The 16,373-nt window shown below is 71.9% G+C and carries 10 protein-coding genes; 6 read left to right on the plus strand and 4 right to left on the minus strand.

Features of this window, described 5'->3' with window-relative positions; all coding sequences use genetic code 11:
• Positions 1-32: 32 nt before the first annotated feature.
• Together AMK33_RS28515 and AMK33_RS44775 are read right to left on the minus strand one after the other, a co-directional pair.
• A complete protein-coding gene (locus tag AMK33_RS28515; RefSeq protein ID WP_073935856.1) occupies positions 33-512 on the minus strand; it encodes a hypothetical protein in 480 nt (159 codons plus the stop codon).
• Positions 513-523: 11 nt separating this feature from the next.
• Complete coding sequence (locus AMK33_RS44775; RefSeq protein ID WP_079195002.1) at positions 524-4,492, minus strand: polymorphic toxin-type HINT domain-containing protein; 3,969 nt, start codon at positions 4,490-4,492, stop codon at positions 524-526.
• Positions 4,493-5,066: 574 nt separating this feature from the next.
• Between AMK33_RS44775 and AMK33_RS44145 the strand changes: the two genes are divergently transcribed.
• The 5 genes from AMK33_RS44145 (at position 5,067) to AMK33_RS28590 (ending at position 10,859) form a co-directional block, all read left to right on the plus strand.
• Positions 5,067-5,594, plus strand: coding sequence for a hypothetical protein (locus AMK33_RS44145; RefSeq protein WP_073935857.1), 528 nt, complete (start codon positions 5,067-5,069; stop codon positions 5,592-5,594).
• Between the two features lie 214 nt (positions 5,595-5,808).
• The gene (locus AMK33_RS28575; protein ID WP_073935858.1) at positions 5,809-7,017 is read left to right on the plus strand and encodes a trypsin-like serine protease; all 1,209 of its coding nucleotides are present in this window, start codon (positions 5,809-5,811) and stop codon (positions 7,015-7,017) included.
• Positions 7,018-7,243: 226 nt separating this feature from the next.
• The gene (locus AMK33_RS28580; protein ID WP_073935859.1) at positions 7,244-8,074 is read left to right on the plus strand and encodes a PP2C family protein-serine/threonine phosphatase; all 831 of its coding nucleotides are present in this window, start codon (positions 7,244-7,246) and stop codon (positions 8,072-8,074) included.
• A 51-nt stretch (positions 8,075-8,125) separates the two neighbouring features.
• On the plus strand, positions 8,126-9,142 hold the full coding sequence (locus tag AMK33_RS28585; protein ID WP_073935860.1) for an MASE1 domain-containing protein: 1,017 nt from the start codon (positions 8,126-8,128) through the stop codon (positions 9,140-9,142).
• Positions 9,143-9,392: 250 nt separating this feature from the next.
• The gene (locus AMK33_RS28590; RefSeq protein ID WP_073935861.1) at positions 9,393-10,859 is read left to right on the plus strand and encodes a hypothetical protein; all 1,467 of its coding nucleotides are present in this window, start codon (positions 9,393-9,395) and stop codon (positions 10,857-10,859) included.
• 22 nt (positions 10,860-10,881) lie between these two features.
• Here the strand turns inward: AMK33_RS28590 and AMK33_RS28595 are convergent, their stop codons facing one another.
• Complete coding sequence (locus tag AMK33_RS28595; protein WP_073935862.1) at positions 10,882-11,760, minus strand: L,D-transpeptidase family protein; 879 nt, start codon at positions 11,758-11,760, stop codon at positions 10,882-10,884.
• A 173-nt stretch (positions 11,761-11,933) separates the two neighbouring features.
• Positions 11,934-15,317: a CARDB domain-containing protein gene (locus AMK33_RS28600; RefSeq protein ID WP_073935863.1), complete on the minus strand. Its 3,384-nt coding sequence runs from the start codon at positions 15,315-15,317 to the stop codon at positions 11,934-11,936.
• Positions 15,318-15,624: 307 nt separating this feature from the next.
• Between AMK33_RS28600 and AMK33_RS28605 the strand changes: the two genes are divergently transcribed.
• Positions 15,625-16,368 (plus strand): hypothetical protein, encoded by a 744-nt coding sequence (locus tag AMK33_RS28605; protein WP_073935864.1) that lies wholly within the window; start codon positions 15,625-15,627, stop codon positions 16,366-16,368.
• Positions 16,369-16,373 lie beyond the last annotated feature (5 nt).

The raw sequence follows: 16,373 nt of genomic DNA on the forward strand, positions 1-16,373 counted from the left end.
GGTGTGCTCGCGGGACCGCGGCGCCCCGGCGCTCAGAGGCCGAGCGACCGGAGGTAGGGATTCGCCCGCAGTTCGGGATGCGCCTCGCACATGAGGCCGAGGGCGGCCCGGCCGACGCCCCGTACCAGTTCCGACAGTTCGTCCCTGGTCATCTCGTACTCGCCTTCATGGCGGGCGAAGCTCAGGGTGACGATGCCGTCGCCGGTTTCCCGGGCGTGCACGGCGAAGTCGTTCAGGGACGCCTCCGCCGTGCCCGAGCCCTCCTCCGCGACCTGGCGCTGCAGGAATCTGAGCATCAGCGCGAAATCGACGGCCGGGAGCTCGACGACCCGCAGCCTCACCCGTTCCCTCTCCGTGCGCAGGAAGAGGCGCACTTTGAAGCAGAGGAAGGTGAAGTCGTCGCTCGTCATCTCCGCGAAACCGCCGCGTGGCTGGACCGGCAGATAGTCCGGCCGCCACTCCGGCTTCCAGGACGGGTCACTGAGGTCCTCGGCCAACTCCACTGTCAGCATGGGTGTCCCGCCTACCTCGGCATCACCGTGATGAAGTTGTTGTCCTTGCCCACCACGACACGCAGGGAGGTCTGCGCATACGAGTCGCCGACCTTGTCCAGCCCGAGCGCTTCGAGCTCGTCCGCGAAGTCGTAGTCGTAGTACCAGCCGTCACGCTCGTCGTTCCTGTGCCGTTCGATCTTCCTGCCGTTCTGCACTGTTTTCTCCACCATCTGCCTGAGCAGCGCCTCACTGACCCTCGCGTCGAGGACGTTCCCCATGTCGCCCTGCTGGTGGTAGTGGCCGCCGTGCCGGTGCTGCTCCCAGGCGTGGTTCCACTGCCTCGTCGAGATGGAGCAGGCGGTGTTGTGGACCAGCACCGACGCCGATCCCGCCCTGACATAGTAGGTCGGGATGCCGTCGACGGTGAGGTTGTAGACCTGCGTCCGCTCGGTCCGGTGGCGGACGGCGACGACCTCGCTGGTGGTGCCGGTCGTGCCGCGCAGGAGGTCGCCGGGGGTGATCTCCGCGGCGTCGACGAACGCGTGCTCGGACTGCACCCAGACGGGGTGCCCCGCGGTGGCGGTGATCGTGGCGGTGGCGTCACCCGCCGCGCCGTCGGTGTCGATCACCAGCACGACCAGGTCCTTCAGGCCGCTGCCCGCGATGACCCGCTCGACCGGCCGGGACTCGGTGCGGCCCGTCCTCGGGTCGGTGGCCGACACCCGCTGGCCCACGGTGATCCGGCCGATCGGCCGGGTGTCCCCGTCGGCCAGTACCACCGGTGTGTCCGCGGTGAAGCTGTTGCACGGAGGGCCGTCGTTCTTCTTGCCCCGCTTGAAGAGCTGGTCGAAGTAGCCCTTCGCCTTGTCGCCCCACTTGCCGAACTTCGTTCCGGTGGCGGCGTAGCCGAGGAAGGGAATGGCGGACGCGCAGGAGAGTCCGGCGTCGACCCACTCCCGTTCCAGTGAGTACCATCCGCAGTTGATGCCGTCGGCGATCTCGCCGAAGCCCGGGACGATGCCGAGGACGTCAAGGGTGAGGTGGCCTCCGTCGCTGAGCAACTGGCCCCAGTCGAAGTCCTCCTCGGCATTGAGGAACGCCTCGGCCTCGGCCTCCGCCCGCGCCTGCTGGCCCTCCGCGGTCCGGCGCTGTTCCGCCTCGGCGACCGCCTTGGCGACGGAGATCATGTAGGCCTCGATCGCGGCCTGTTCCGCCTCCACCGCGTCCTTGCCCGCCGCCAGTGCGGACCGGCGCGCGGACTCGGCCGCGTCCGACGCCTCGGTGGCGGAGGCGCGGGCCGCTGCCGCCGATGCCTCGGCCATGACCGCCGATGCCTGCGCTCGCGCGGAGGCGCTGTGGGCGCTGCGCTCGGCCGTCCGGGCCGTCCGGGCCGACTCGGCGGCCTGCGCCGCCGACGCCTCGGCCCGCGTGGCGGACTCGGCCGCCTGGTCGGCGTAGCCCTCGGCCTCGGCGGCCGACGCCTGTGCCTGCTTGGCGTGCTGGTCGGCCTCGGCCGCCGCGTCGCGGGCGAGCGCGGCGACACGGGCCGCCTCGGCGGCGTTCTGCTGCGCGGTCGCCGCGACCTTCGCCGCCTCGGCGATCAGCTGCTGTACGGAGGCGACATGGGTGGCCGCCAGCTGGTCCTTACGGGCCGCCTGGTACTGGCCGTACTCGATGAAGGTGTGCAGCATCTGCGGCGGTCCCGCCAGGGCGATCCGTGCCGCCGCCTTCGTCTCGGGGCCCCCGCTCGAGATCAGCTGAGCCGCCTCGACCCGCTCGTCCTCGGTCTGTGCCGCGTTCTGCCCCGTGGTGAGGAAGTCGCGGTAGGCGTCGACGGAACCGGAGGCGAGAGCCGCGCGGGCCCTCTCCTCGACGACCGGACCGCCGACGGAGACGGCCTGCGCGATCCGTACCCGGTAGTCCTCGGCCGCGGCCTCGTGCTGCCCGGTGGTCAGGTACCGGGTGACCGTCTCGGCCGACCCCTCGAGCGCGGTCACCGCCCCGGCGCGCACCGCGGTGAACTCCGACTGCTCGGCCAGGCGTTCGACACGCACCCGGGCGTCCTGCTGGACCGCTTCCTGCCAGCCGGTGCGGATGTAGTCGACGACCTCGGCGTCCGAACCGGCGAGCGCCACCTCGGCGGCGGTACGGCCCCAGGGACCGCGGTGGGTCATGGCGGCGACCGCGAGCTTGCGGCCCGCGGCGGCGAGTCGCCGCGGGTCCGCGTCGGGTTCGGCCGCCTCGGCCGCCAGTTTCTCCGCCTCCGCGTCGAGGCTCCTGGACCGTTCGGCCGTGTCGGTGACCTGTGACCGGCGGGTGTCGTCCTGTGTCTTGCGTTCCTTGGCCTCCTCCAGCGCGGCCGTGGTGCGCGCGGCCAGTTCCTCGGCCTCCACCTGGCGTGCGAGGTCGTGTGTGGTCTTCGCCTGACCGGCCGCGGTCACCGCCTGGTCGGCGGCCGTCTTCGCGGCGGCGGCGTGCGCGGTGGAGCGGGCTGCCGCGTTGGCCGCGTCCCCCGCGTGCTCCGCCGCTTCATCGGCCGCCGCGGCGGCGTTCTCGGCGTGCGTGGCCGCGGAGTCGGCGTAGTCGCGGGCCTGGTGCGCGGCCGTGGCCGCTTTGCGGGCAAGTGCCTCGGCGGCGTTCGCGGCGCGGCCGGCCTCGGCGGCCTGGCGGCGGGCGGCCGCGGCGGCGGCCCTCGCCTCGGCGGAACTGACGCCGGCCTGGTCGGCGTACCCGCCCGCCTCGGCGGCGGCGTCCGCCGCCAGGATGGCGTGTGCGCCCGCCCCGGCTGCGGCTCTCGCCGCGTCACCGGCGCGGTTCGCGGCGATGCCGGCCTGGTCGGCGGCGTCGGCGGCCCGCCTGGCACCGGCGGCGGCGCCACGAGCGTCGGTCGCGGCCTTGCGGGCGGCGGACGCGTTCCCCGCGTCGGTGGCCGCCGCCGCGGCGGCGCTGCGGGCACGGGACGCGGCCTGGGCGGCTCCCGAGGCGGCGGATGCCGCCTGTGCCGCGGCATTGGCCGCGATGCGGGCGGAGTTGTTGGCGGCGCGCGCGGCGGTGATCGCCTGCTGGGCGGCGCTCGCCGCCTGCTTGGCGGCCGCGGCCGCCCGGCCGGCCGCGCCGGCGGCCTTCTGCGCGTCCTCCTTGGCGGCCTTGGTCTCGGCCGCCGCCTTCTGCGCGGCTTCCTTGGCGAGCTCCGCCGCGGCGATGGCGCGCTTCGAGGCCTCGCCCGCGGCCACCGTTTCGGCGGCCGCCTGACGGCCGGCTTCGGTGGCCTGTTCGGCCAGCTGGGCGATGGTGGCGTGCTCCTGGTCGCGCGAGCGTGCCACGTACTGGCCGACCCGCAGGAACTCGCGGATGTCCTCGGGTGAGCCGTCGAGGGCGAGCCGGCCCGCGGCGACGACGTTGGGCCCTCCGACGCTCAGCAGCTGCACCAGCTGGACGCGTTCGTCCTGTTCCCTGGCCGTGTACTGTCCCTCGGTGAGGAACGTCCGCACGTCCTCGGCCGTGCCGTTCAGCGCGGCTCGGCCGGCCTCCCGGACACCGGGTCCGCCCGCGTCGATCACCTGGGCGGCCTGCACCCGTTGGTCCTGCTCCAGCGGGGTCCGCCAGCCGTCCGTGATGAACGCGTGCAGTTGCTCCGGGGTGCCGGACAGAGCGGCCCGTGCGGCTTCCTGCACCTCACGGCCGCCCACGGACGCCATCTGCGCCGCTGTCACCCGGTCGTCCTGGGCCGACAGCTCCTCCACGGCCTCGAGGAAGGCCTGGACATCGGCGTCGGTGCCGGTGAGGGCCACCTCGGCGGCGGCCTTGACGCCCGGACCGCCCTTCTTCCAGTGGTCGACCACCCGCCCGCGGTCGGTGGGGGGCGCCTCGGCGGCGGCGGTGACCCGTCCGGCGTCCGTGGCGGAAGCGGTCGTGGCGGAGGCGGTCGTGGCGGAGGCGGGTGCGAGCAGGCTCATGGCGAGCGCCGTGGACAGCAAGGTGAGTAACAGCGCGCGCATGCCGTGCGGCGCTCTCCTCGACGGGGGTTGCGACCGGGATATTCGTCGCCGTCTCAAAGCAGGTCTCTTTTCTCGCGCAGCCCTCGTTTTCGGCCGCACGGTTTCGGCCTTGGATTTTGCCCTTTTCCTCACCCTGCCCCTGCACGGCCGAATACGTCACCGCAACGAATACTGTTAACCCGTCATTCCGTGACTGTTCATTTCTTGTCGCAGATCCGGAATATAGGCAGAACGAGCCAGTAAACCGACTTACGATCTTGACGATGTTATGGGTTTTCGCCCGGTTCGCCCTGCCCTGTATGCGCGGCATCGCCGCGGAATCTCACTCACGGTCAAGGGGATTTGCACCCGACAATCGGCGTGCGGTCGGCGCGGCACACGGAGGAGACCTGGTCCATGGGCGGAGAGGCAATGCAATCGCGCACATATTCAGGTGACCGACAGTCACGTGACGCTCTTCACAGGAAATTCCAGGAGTCATGCGATAGCTTTCCGCCGGAAGAAGCGCTTTCGACATCTGAGGCGAGGCCCGTTTCCCGGGCTTCGCCTCGTCCCGTGAAAGGAAAAGGCGCCAGTGGTAATACGTGCCCGCAAGTGGCTGTTCTCCGGGATCACCGCCGTCGTTCTGGGGGCCTCGACGCTCGCCGTCGCCAACGCCGCGCCCGACCCGGCCGCGCCGGCCGGGGTACGGGCGGCCGAGGACGGCGCTCTCCCGCCCCTCGTGGTGGAGGACTTCGCCTACCCCGGCGCCGAGAGCATCCTGGCGACGGAGGGCATCGAACTGAAGAGGGGCGACGGGCACATCGTGCTCACGGAGTGCGACTCCGCCTCCGGCCTGATCAAGGTGCACACCGTCAAGGACGACGCGGTCGGCCGCAAGTCCACCTACTGCTTCCGCGCCACCGCCAGGACCGGCCGGCTCACGCTGGAACTCCCGCGCGTCTTCGCCCTGGAGACAGCCGACCACCCGATCAGCGCCGACCTGACCGCGAACGGCGCCACCACCACCGTCGACGTCGCCAAGGACGGCTTCGAGCCCGTGGGCGAGGGCACCGTCGGCGGCGCCCGCTCCGTGCTCGTCGAGATCCGTGTCACCGGCTGACCGGCACTCCCCGGACACCTGGCACCCCGGCCGGACCACCGCGCGTCCCACCGTACTCGCTCACTCCTCCCCCTCCGACAGAACAGGAACCGCCGTGTCCCACCCACGTCGCCGCGAAGAGCAGGCAGTGAACGAATCCGGCCGTCGCACGCGCGAGCGGCCGGCAGGCGTCGATGAACGGCGAGAGGTGAGGCGGCCGGCGAGACACAGCGCGTTGTTCGCCGGTGTGCTGGCCGCGGCGGCGACGCTCGTCTCCGGTCCGGCGCAGGCGACGGTCGGTACCCCCGCCGGCACCGGGGAGAAGCCCTACGTCGCGAAGATCGAGATAGGTGACACGGAGCGTGCCTGCTCCGGCGCGCTCGTCGAGGCGCGGTGGGTCGTCACGGCGGCGAGCTGCTTCGCCGACGATCCCGCGCAGCCCACGTCGGTCGCCGCGGGCGCGCCCTCCCGGCCCGCCAGAGTGACCGTGGGGCGCACCGATCTGAGCACGACGTCCGGCGTGGTGCGGGACGTCGTGGAACTGGTGCCCCGGGCCGATCGTGACCTGGTGCTGGCGAGGCTGTCCTCGCCGGCGTACGGCATCACTCCCGTGGCCCTCGGCGCCACGGCCCCCGCCGACGGCGAGGAGCTGTCCGTCGCCGGCTACGGCCGTACCGACGACGAGTGGGTGCCCGGCAAGCTGCATGTCGGCACGTTCGCCGTCACCGGCACCCGCGGAGCGGAGCTGGACGTCGTCGGCCTGGACGGCGCCGCGATCTGCAAGGGCGACGCGGGCGGCCCGGCGGTCCGCACGGGCGCCGACGGCGACGCGCTCGTCGCCGTCGCCGGCCGTTCCTGGCAGGGCGGGTGTTTCGGTTCCGAGGAGACCCGCCGTGACGCCGTCGAGACCCGCGTGGACGACATCACGGACTGGATCGGCGCCCAGGTCGCCCGCTGGTCCCTCAAGGCCCAGGCGAACGACAAGTACGTGACCACCGTGGTGGACGCCGCCGGCGCGCAGCAGGGGAAGCTGCGGGCGCGCGGTGACGAGGTGGGCGGATGGGAACAGTTCACGCTCCACACCCGTGACGGCGGAAAGACGGTGGCGCTCCGGTCCGCGGCCAACGGCCTCTTCGTCAGCACCGAGATCAACCAGACCGGCGACCACCAGGGGATGCTGCGCGCCCGCTCCGAGTCGGTCACCGGCGGCTGGGAGCTGTTCACGCTGGTGCCCCAGGGCGGCCAGAAGTACGCACTGCAGTCGAGGGCGAACAACAAGTACATCGTCGCCGAGGCCAACTACACCGGGGACGACGCGGGCCTGCTGCGCGCCCGCTCGGACAACGTCGCCGGCGGCTGGGAGCGCTTCACGCTGGAGCACGCCGACAACTTCGGCGTCGTGGGGGCCGACCCGGCGGGTCCTGCTCCCCTGCCCCTGGGCTGATCCCGCACTGCGCCCACAGGCCGTCCGGCACCCGGCCGCACGGGTGACGGGGTGTGACGAGCGCGGAGGAGCCGCCACGTTCACCGCGGACGTGACGGCCCCTCCGGACATGGACTGGCCCGGCCGAACCGCTTCTGACTATCATCCTTTACATATATGAATGAGAGCTTTGTCCACCGAGGGTGGCTGCCGCGCGTGCGGGTGCCCTCGTCCGAGTGAGTGATCCATGTCCCGCACCGGCTCCACGGACGACGGCGACGAGCTTCTGGTCAGGCTCGGGACGCTGACGGCACAGGCGCGTGCGCAGGCGGAGGTGCAGCGCTCCCGGGTCGAGCTGGCCATCGCCCTGCAGCGCGGCATGCTGCCGAGGGGGCTGCCCGTCGCCGACGGTGTGCGGCTGGCCGTGCGGTACTCGCCCGCGTACCAGGGTCTCAATGTCGGCGGTGACTGGTACGACGCCTTCACCATGCCCGACGGCCGGATCGGTCTGTCGATCGGCGACGTCCAGGGGCACAACATCGAGGCGGCCGCCTTCATGGGGCAGGTCCGGGTCGGGCTCCGGGCGCTCGCCTCCGTCGACAGCGAACCGGGCGAGCTCCTCGCCCGGACCAATGAACTGCTGCTGTCCCTCAGCTCGGATCTCTTCGCCACCTGCACCTTCATGCGGCTCGATCCGGCCACCCGGCTGCTGGAGAGCGCGCGGGCCGGGCATCTGCCGTGCGTGTGGGCCACCGCGGACGGCCGGTCCGGGGTGACCGAGGACGAGGGAGGCCCTCCCCTGGGGATCCTGTCCGGGGCGGTCTATCCCGTCACCCGCTACCGACTGGACACGGGCGGGGTGTTCGTGATGCTCACCGACGGGGTGGTGGAGGGACCGTCCATGCGGCTCGACGAAGGGCTGGACCAGGTGGTGCGACTGGCGGGCATCGCCGCGGTCGCGCGCATGGACACGGACGCGCTCGCCGCCGCCGTGATCAAGCAGGCGGAGCGGGTGGGGCACGACGACGACGCGGCCGTCATGGTGCTCGGGCACGAGGGACCGGCCACTCGGCCATAGGGCCGCAGGCCCGCGCGTCTCACCTCGCCGACGCGGCGGCCTCGGTGTCTGATGGCTTGTGTGGTGGCTCGCCAGGACCTTCGTACACCGGCTGTCTTCGTGCTCGAGACGCTGGCCGTCGCCGCCTGCTACTACGCGGGGGGACGGCTGGGGCTGCTGCGCGAGCTCCACATCGGCGGTGCGGTGGTCTCACCCATCTGGTCGCCGACGGGAGTGGCCGTCGCCTGTCTGCTGGTCTTCGGGCTGCGCTGCTGGGTGGGCATCGCACTCGGCGCCCTGCTGATCCTCATGCACCTCACCTCGCTGCGGCTGTCCTCGCTGGGCATCCTCGCCGGCAGCACCGCCGCGCCGGTGTGCGGGTACCTCCTGCTCCGCAGGGTGGGCTTCCGCAGCGATCTCACCCGATTACGGGACTGTCTTCATCTGGTGTTCCTCGGCGCCTTCTCGGCGATGCTGATCAGCGCGAGCACCGGCGCCGCCCTTCTCGTGGCCACGGGCGATCTCCCGGTGCGGAACCTCTGGGTGGTGTGGCTGGCGTGGTGGGTGGGTGACGCGATGGGCGTACTGCTCGTCGCCCCGGTGCTGCTCACGCTGTACCGCGTGCTGTACCGCGTGCGCGCGCCGGTGCGCTGGTCGAGGTGGAAGGAGGCGGTGGGGCTGGCGGTGATCACGGGTGTCCTCGTGCCGCTGGCGACGCGCAGCCCGGCCAGTCTGCTGTTCGCCATCTACCCGCTGCTGATCTGGGCGGCCCTGCGGTTCCAGCTCGGAGGCAGCATGGTGTGCGCCCTGTCCGCGTCCGTCATGGCCACCATCGCGGCGACCGATCGCGTCGGGCCGTTCAAACAGCTGACCGAGGTGGAGGTTCTGGTCAACCTGCACGCGTTCAACGGGGCGTTGGCGCTGACCGCGCTGTTGCTGTCGGCGGTGATCGCCGAGCAGCGCAATACGCGGCGCTCCGTGGAGCGGGCCTGTCAGGAGTTGGTCGAGGTGCTGGAGCATCTGACCGCGGGGGAGGTGTCGGCCCGGCCCCAGCGGGACGAGGACGGCCGGCCGCGGGACACGGACTGACCTTTCCTCGCCCCCGCCGCCCCTACCCGTCCTCCGGGGGCGCTGCCCCCGGACCCCGCTCCTCGGACGCCGGAGGGGCTTGAACCAGCCCGTCCGGCGTCCGAGGACGAGGCCCGTCCAGGGCCGAAGGGAGGTCTGGGGGCGCAGCCCCCGGGGGACGGGAACGGGAAGGAGCGGCGGGGGCGAACACTATGAACGTAAACACCGACTCCATGGTCCTCCCGGACCGGGGTTCCTAGCATCCTGGCCCATGCGCAACAGATCACGTCATGTCACCCGCGTTCCCCGACCGCCCCGTTCCCGCCGAGGCCTCCGGCGGGCGGTGGGCCCGGTCCTCGCCGCTGCCGCCATCGGCGCCCTCACCCAGGCACCGGCCGCCCAGGCCGAAAGCCCCGGCCCGGCCCCCGTCACCTGCCCCACCGGCCTGGCGGAGAAGGCCACCTGCTACACCGGCCAGGACACGAACGGCGCGTACTACGCGATCGCGATCCCCGAGCACTGGAACAAGAAACTCGTCGTCCACGCCCACGGCGGCCCCGACCTGGGTGACGGGTCCGACCCCGAGCGCGGCGTCGAGGACCTGGAGCGCTGGCGGGTCATGGTGGACCAGGGCTACGCCTGGGCCGGTTCGTCGTACCGCCGGGGCGGCTACGGCACGCGGATGGCCGCGACCGACACCGAGAACCTCCGCCGCCTGTTCACCGAGGAGTTCGGCCGGCCGCGGCGGACGTACCTCCACGGCCAGTCCTGGGGCGGCAACGTGGCCGCCAGGACCGTCGAGATGTACGGCGGCGCGAGCGGCCCCTACGACGGCGCGCTGCTCACCAACGGCGTCCTCGGCGGCGGCTCGCGCGGCTACGACTACCGGGTCGACCTGCGCGTCGTCTACCAGTACTACTGCCAGAACCTGCCGCGTCCCAGCGAGCCGCAGTACCCGCTGTGGCAGGGCCTGCGCCCCACGTCGACGCTGACGACGGCCGGGATGCGCGCCCGGCTGCAGGAGTGCACCGGATACGCGTCCCCGCCCGGGGAGCGCACCGCGCTCCAGCAGCGCAACCTGGACGACATCCTCGCCGTCACGAAGATCCCCGAGCGCACACTGGAGTCGCATCTGCGCTTCTCGGTCTTCACGTTCCGGGACATCGTGCACAAGCGGCTGGGTGACCGCAACCCGTTCACCAACGAGGGGGTACGGTACTCCGGTTCGCACGACGACGAGGCGCTCAACGCGGGCGTGGAACGGTTCACCGCCGATCCGACGGCCGAGCGCGACCTGTCCTACGACAGCGACCTCACCGGCAAGGTGAAGATCCCGGTGCTCACGCTGCACGCCGTCGACGACCCCACCGCGTTCGTCGAGCACGAGGCGGCCTACCGCGACACGCTCGCCGGCGCCCACCGGGACCGGTACCTGGTGCAGACGTTCACCGGCGAGCACGAGCACAGCGCGCTGAGCACGTCCGAGTACGCCAACTCCATCGCGGCCCTGGACCGTTGGGTGCGCACCGGTGACCGGCCGACACCGCGGTCGGTCGCCGCGTCCTGTGCCGCGTTCGACCGTACGTATGGCACCGGGTGCTTCTACGAGCCGGAGTACCGGCCGTCGTCGTACGCCTCGCGTGTCGAACCGCGCCCGGGCGGTACGGCGTGGCCGGCCATGACGGCCGCGCGGGAGAAGGCGTGGAGCCGTGTCGAAGGGGTCGGCATCGCGCCCTGACCCGCGCGGCCCGGCGGGCCGCTCACTGACTCAGCGAGTCGGCGTCGCCCATGACGATCACCGGGTGCCGGTCCGGGTCGAGGGTGCGCAGGAGTTCCTCCATGTGGCGCTCCGAGAGGCTGACGCAGCCCTGGGTGGGCCCCTGGTGGTCGACGTGCAGCCAGATGCCGCCGCCCCGGTCGGCACCGAGCGGACGGGTCGGGTCCAGCGGGGACGTGCCCGGCTCGCGGTTGTAGTCGATGGCGATGACGTAGTCGAAGGAGCCTTCCAGCGGCTCGCCCTCGAAGCCGGTGCCGCCGACCGCGAACCCCTCCGACCGGTCGTACGGCAGCTCGGTGCCGGGATCGGGCAGCAGCCCCCCGGCGTCGGTGAGGGTGAACACGCCGATGGGTGAGCGGAGGTCGCCCGCCCAGTGGTCGTCGGTCCAGCCCTTGAGGGCGTTGTGCGCGGGCCATGCGGGGCCGCCCTCCCACCCGGAGCCGGTGTGCTGGTACAGCACGACCTCCGAGCGGTTGGCGTCCTTGCCGCGGCCGGTGACGACGACCACCTGGCGGGCGGTCGCGGGGATCCACGCCCGGGTCCGGGGGCCGAGACCGGGGATCCGGGCGGGTGGTCGTGTCCGCGCTGCGGCGCCGGGCCGGCCCTGTGCGGTGTCGGCGGGACCCGGCGTGGCGTCGGCGGCGCCGGACGCGGTGTGGGCCGTGCCCGGTGCGCCGCCCGCCGGTGCGGTGGCCGCCGGGGTGCCCCGCGCCGTGGTCCCGGTGTCCGCCCCGCATCCGCTCAGGGCCGTCAGCACGGCGAGGGCGACGGCCGCCGGCACCGCCCGGCCACGCACACGGACAAGGGCACGGTACGGAGCACGGTGACGCGGACGGGGCGGGCAGTCGATCGATGAAGCCATGTCCTCAGCCTGACTTCGACTTCCCGGAATCGCGTCAGCTCCCCGCGCGAGTCCGCCGAAGTCCCCCATCTGCGCTGCCCGGGAGGAGCGCGGGAGGGGGGCCGTCCGGGTGACGGGCCCGCACTCCGAGTGGAGTACGGGCCCGCCGGACGGAGTAGCGCGCGGGGGTGGCGCTACCGGTTGATCACGAACTGCGAGCCGGGTTCGATCAGCACGTCCCCTTCGGCCGAACCGGTGATGGTGACGTCCGTGAGCGTGGCGCTGCCGCGGGCGCCGCCCATGGCGAGGATGCCGGACCCGTTGTTGGACCTGTCGATGGTGACGCCCGTGATCCGGGCGTCCGGCACCGCTCCCCCGCCCGACTTGAACTGGATGCCGTCGTAGGTGGAATCGTGGATGTCGGTGTCACGGATGACCACACCCGGGATGTCCAGCCCCTGGGCGAACAGGGTGATCGCCCCGAACTCCTGGTCCTCGTTCCAGAAGGCGCCGCCGGTGCGGTACAGGCCGTTGTCGGCGATGAGGGTCTGCCCGGAGAAGGGCAGCGGGTCGTGGTCGGTCGCCAGCATGATGCCGGGGTAGTTCATCGTGTCGTGGATGAGGTTGTTCTCGATGGTGTTGCCGTAGCCGCCGTAGACGGCGATGCCGTTGGCGCGCCAGGGCAGTTGGATGGTGTTGTTGCGGAAGTGGTTGTCATGGCCGATGTCGACCGACGGGTCCTTGACGTACTTGCTGGCCCACACCGCGAGCGCGTCGTCGCCGGTGTTGCGGAATGACGAGTTCTCCACCTCGGAATTACGTGTTCCATTGGCGAAGTTGATGCCGTCCGCGTAGGTGTTGCGGATCCGCATGCCGCTGAATCGCAGTCCGTCGGCCGGACCCCACAGCTCGGGGATGTTGCTGTAGTCGCGGCCCACCCAGACACCGACGTTGGCGTGCTCGATCCACACGTTACTGATCTTCGTGTCCTTGCCGAACCGGCCGTTGAGGCCGACCCCGCCCTCGGCTCCGCCGTCGCCGCCGCGGATGGTGCCCGAGCCGAAGATGGCGATGTCCGAGATCTTGGTGTTGTCGTCGACGTCGAAGCCGAAGTTGCCCTCGTGGGGGTGGTTGATGCCGCCCGCCTGGTGCGGTGGCGTCAGCGTGTAGAACTGGGAGTGCCACATGCCGGCGCCGCGGATGGTGACGTCGCGGATGCCGACCTGGTTGTACTGGCCGCGGTTCAGCGGGTCGTCGGTGAGGATCTTCTGCTCCTGGCGCCACTGGCCCGGCGGGATCCACACGCAGTCGATCCGCCCGTCCTGGTCGGCGGTCACGGCGCGCTGGAGGGCGTCGGTGTCGTCGATGCCGTCGTTGGGGACGGCCCCGTACTCGGTGATGGAGACGCATCCGGCCGGCTTGGCGGCGGGCGGCGCCACCTGTTCCAGGTCGACCAGGTCGACGATGTAGAAGGCGGCGGTGTCGTCGGCGTCGCGCTGGAGCCGGAAGACGGTGCCCGCCGGGTAGGTCGCACCGAGCAGCGCGTGGGACTCGTCGAACAGGCGGCGGGCGTCGCCCCCCGGGGTGTTGGTGAGTCCCTCGGGGGCGTCGGTGTTGCCGTACAGCCAGCTGTGCTTGGAGCTGAGGCCGAGCTTCTGCACGAACTCGCCGTCGGCGTAGAGGCTGAGGGTGGCCTCGGTGCCGCCCCCGCCCGGCGCGTCCGGGATCGAGTTGCGTACGACGATCGAGTTGGTCGGGTTGCCGGAGGTGAACTGCACGTACTGGCCGGTGGAGTCGAGGCGGACCGACTCGCGTCCGGAGGACTCGGTGGCGAAGTTGGTGTGGCCGAAGGTCCGCTTGGCGTCGGCGGTGAGGAGCGTGCCCTGGTAGGTGCCGTCCTCCGCCTCGTACTCGGTGTACGGCACGGCGGCGCCACGGCCGACGACGATGGACCGGGTGAGGATGTTGTTGTTCTCGTCGGTCTCGTCGACGGTGTCCGTGGCGTCCGCGGTGGCGGTGAGGACACTGGCGCCGCCGGTGGCGGTCCAGGTGCCGCTGATGTCGACCTCGGCGGTGGCGCCCGCGGCGATGGTCCCGGTGGCTCCGTCGAGGGTTCTGTCACCGACGGCGAGACGGGTCACGGAGCCGGCGGCGGCCGGTGAGGTGCCCCGGTTGTGCACGGAGACGGTGAAGGACACCGACGCGCCCGTGGCGGGGCTCGCCGGGTCGGTCTTGATGCTCCGGACCTCCAGATCGGGGCCCGGGCTCTGCGCGACGGTCAGCTTGTCGGTCGCGGTGCGGCTGTTGTTGGTGTCGTCCTGCTCGGGGACGGTGTCCGTGGGGTCGACCACGGCGGACACGGTGTAACTGCCCCGGGCGCGCTTGCCCACGTCCACGGAGACGGTCGTCGAGGCGCCCGCGGCGAGCGCTCCGACGGGGGCGCTGCCCGCGACGGCGCCCTCCAGGCTGACAGCGACCGTGGCGGCGGCGGACGCGGCCGTCCCGGCGTTGCGCACGGTCGCGCGGACGGTGACGGCGTCCGTCTCGGTCGGGGACGCGGGCGTCCAGGTGAGGTCGGAGACGACCAGGTCGGGGTTGGGGGCGGCGGCGCCCATGACCTGCAACTCGGCCACCTGGGCGCCGTATCCGCTGGAGTTGTGCGTGAACCTCAGTCGCACGTCGGCGTAGCGGCCGGTGACCGGGATGGTGACGGTGTTGTCACCCGCACCGGGAGCGAAGGTGTAGTCGGTGCGGGCCTTCAGCGAGGTGAAGCCGTCCGACGCCTGTTCCCTGCCCAGGACTTCGATGCTCTGGGTCCGCTTCGCCCAGGCGGCGTCGGGGTTGAGCCTGACGACGACACCGCTGAGGTCCGCGTCGGCGCCCAGTTCGACCGTGAGGGTGGCGGGGTGGCCGCTGGACTCCCAGTAGGTTCCCACCTGCCCGTCGTTGGCGTTGGTCGCCACGAACGAGTGAATTGTGGAGGAGGCTTCGATCGGCTTGCCGAGCGACAGGTTGGTGCCGTCGACCGGTGGTTCCTCCGGATCGCCGCCGTCGTCGCCGCCGTAGACCTCGATCTCCGACAACTGGGCGGCGTTCCAGCCGGTGTTGGCGCTCACCCGGACGCGGATGTGGCGCACGTCGCGGGCGGGGAAGTCCACGGTGACCGTGTTGCCGCCGTCGGGGTCGAAGCGGTGGGCGGCGGAACCGGACAGCGCGGTGAAGGAGGAGCCGTCGGTGCTGCCCTCGACGGAGAGGGTCTGGGTACGGGCCTCCCAGCCGGTGGGCAGCTTGAGGACGACCTGCTCGGCCTCGACGGTGCCGCCCAGGTCGACGCGGATCCACTGCGGGAAGGCCCCTGCCGGGCCCTCCCAGTAGCTCAACTGGCTGCCGTCGGTGACGTTGGCGGCGGGGTAGCCGGCGTGGGAGCCGCCGGCCGTGACGCTCTTGCCGAGCGCCATGTTGGGGCCGCGGACCGCTTTCGACGCGGCGGTGGCCGTACCGGGTTGGAGGCCGACGGCGACCAGGCCGGCCAGGAGCAGGCCGGTGATCGTCCGTAGGCCGAAACGCTTCCGTCTCATGAAGTCCTCGTTCCACGGCGGGTGCTGGGACGGGTGGCCAACCAGACAGTCGGTGCTCCTGCCATGGATTGCCACGATCAAGTACAGCTTTTGCGTTGGGTAGTTGATTTCTTGCGGCTTCTGGATTGAAGTTTCCGGCTCGCGCCCCTCTTGTCAATGGCATGCACACAACGTTCCTTGGGCCCGTGCCGTCCCCCGTGCCGTGTGAGAACGTCAACCGATGACCGCACAGAAGAAACGGTCAACCGCGCTCGGCCGTACCATGGCTGGCCACCGAGGGAACCAACGGGCAGAAAGGGGCACCGCCATGTCCGAGAACTCGACCGCGGCCACCGACCTCACGTCGCAGTACTCCGCTCAGGTCGCGGGTGATCTGGAGCGCAACGTCAAGGAGCAGGAGCGGGTCGCCGCGGAGATCGCCGCGCTGCAGGAGCAGTTGACCGTGCTCCAGCACGACCACACCATTCTGGTGAACATGCAGCAGGCACTGGGCCTCGTCCGGTCACCCGCCGAGCCCGTGGGCACGCCGGAGGCCGTGGGCACGTCGCAGCCGGCGGGCGCGCCGGAGGCCGGGGGCGCACCGGAGGCCGACACGGTGCCGGACGGTGCGACCGTGCCGGCGCCGCGCAGGAGGGGTGGCGCCAAGTCGGGTACCGAGTCGGAGGCCGAGCCGGGCGCCAAGTCGGGCGCGGAGAAGCCGAAGCGGACGAGGAAGGCGGCCGCCACGCGCACCGCGTCCGGGAAGTCCGCCGCGTCGGGGAAGTCCACGCGCAAGCCGCCCGCCGCGAAGGCGGACGGGCCCAAGCTGGTCGAGCTCGTCCGCCGGCACCTGGGCGAGCAGAGCGAGCCCCGCTCGGCGGCGGAGATCGCCGGCGCGCTCGAGCAGGCCCACCCCGAGCGCGCCGTCAAGACCACGGTCGTGCGCAGCACCCTGGAGGGCCTGGTCGCCCGCAACCAGGCCCAGCGCACCAAGCAGGGTTCGTCGGTCTTCTACACCACGCCCGACAACACCGAACAGGCCCCGAAGGCCGACGACGACGCACGGTCCTGACGTCG

The sequence above is a fragment of the Streptomyces sp. CB02400 genome (genome assembly GCF_001905725.1).
Classification (GTDB): domain Bacteria; phylum Actinomycetota; class Actinomycetes; order Streptomycetales; family Streptomycetaceae; genus Streptomyces; species Streptomyces atrovirens.

What these genes read in the sequence shown, in the direction of transcription:
- AMK33_RS28515 (WP_073935856.1), bottom strand. Translation starts at nt 512, where the DNA reads ATGCTGACAGTGGAGTTGGCCGAGGACCTCAGTGACCCGTCCTGGAAG.
- AMK33_RS44775 (WP_079195002.1), bottom strand. Translation starts at nt 4,492, where the DNA reads ATGCGCGCGCTGTTACTCACCTTGCTGTCCACGGCGCTCGCCATGAGC.
- AMK33_RS28580 (WP_073935859.1), top strand. Translation starts at nt 7,244, where the DNA reads ATGTCCCGCACCGGCTCCACGGACGACGGCGACGAGCTTCTGGTCAGG.
- AMK33_RS28585 (WP_073935860.1), top strand. Translation starts at nt 8,126, where the DNA reads ATGGCTTGTGTGGTGGCTCGCCAGGACCTTCGTACACCGGCTGTCTTC.
- AMK33_RS28590 (WP_073935861.1), top strand. Translation starts at nt 9,393, where the DNA reads ATGCGCAACAGATCACGTCATGTCACCCGCGTTCCCCGACCGCCCCGT.
- AMK33_RS28595 (WP_073935862.1), bottom strand. Translation starts at nt 11,760, where the DNA reads ATGGCTTCATCGATCGACTGCCCGCCCCGTCCGCGTCACCGTGCTCCG.
- AMK33_RS28600 (WP_073935863.1), bottom strand. Translation starts at nt 15,317, where the DNA reads ATGAGACGGAAGCGTTTCGGCCTACGGACGATCACCGGCCTGCTCCTG.
- AMK33_RS28605 (WP_073935864.1), top strand. Translation starts at nt 15,625, where the DNA reads ATGTCCGAGAACTCGACCGCGGCCACCGACCTCACGTCGCAGTACTCC.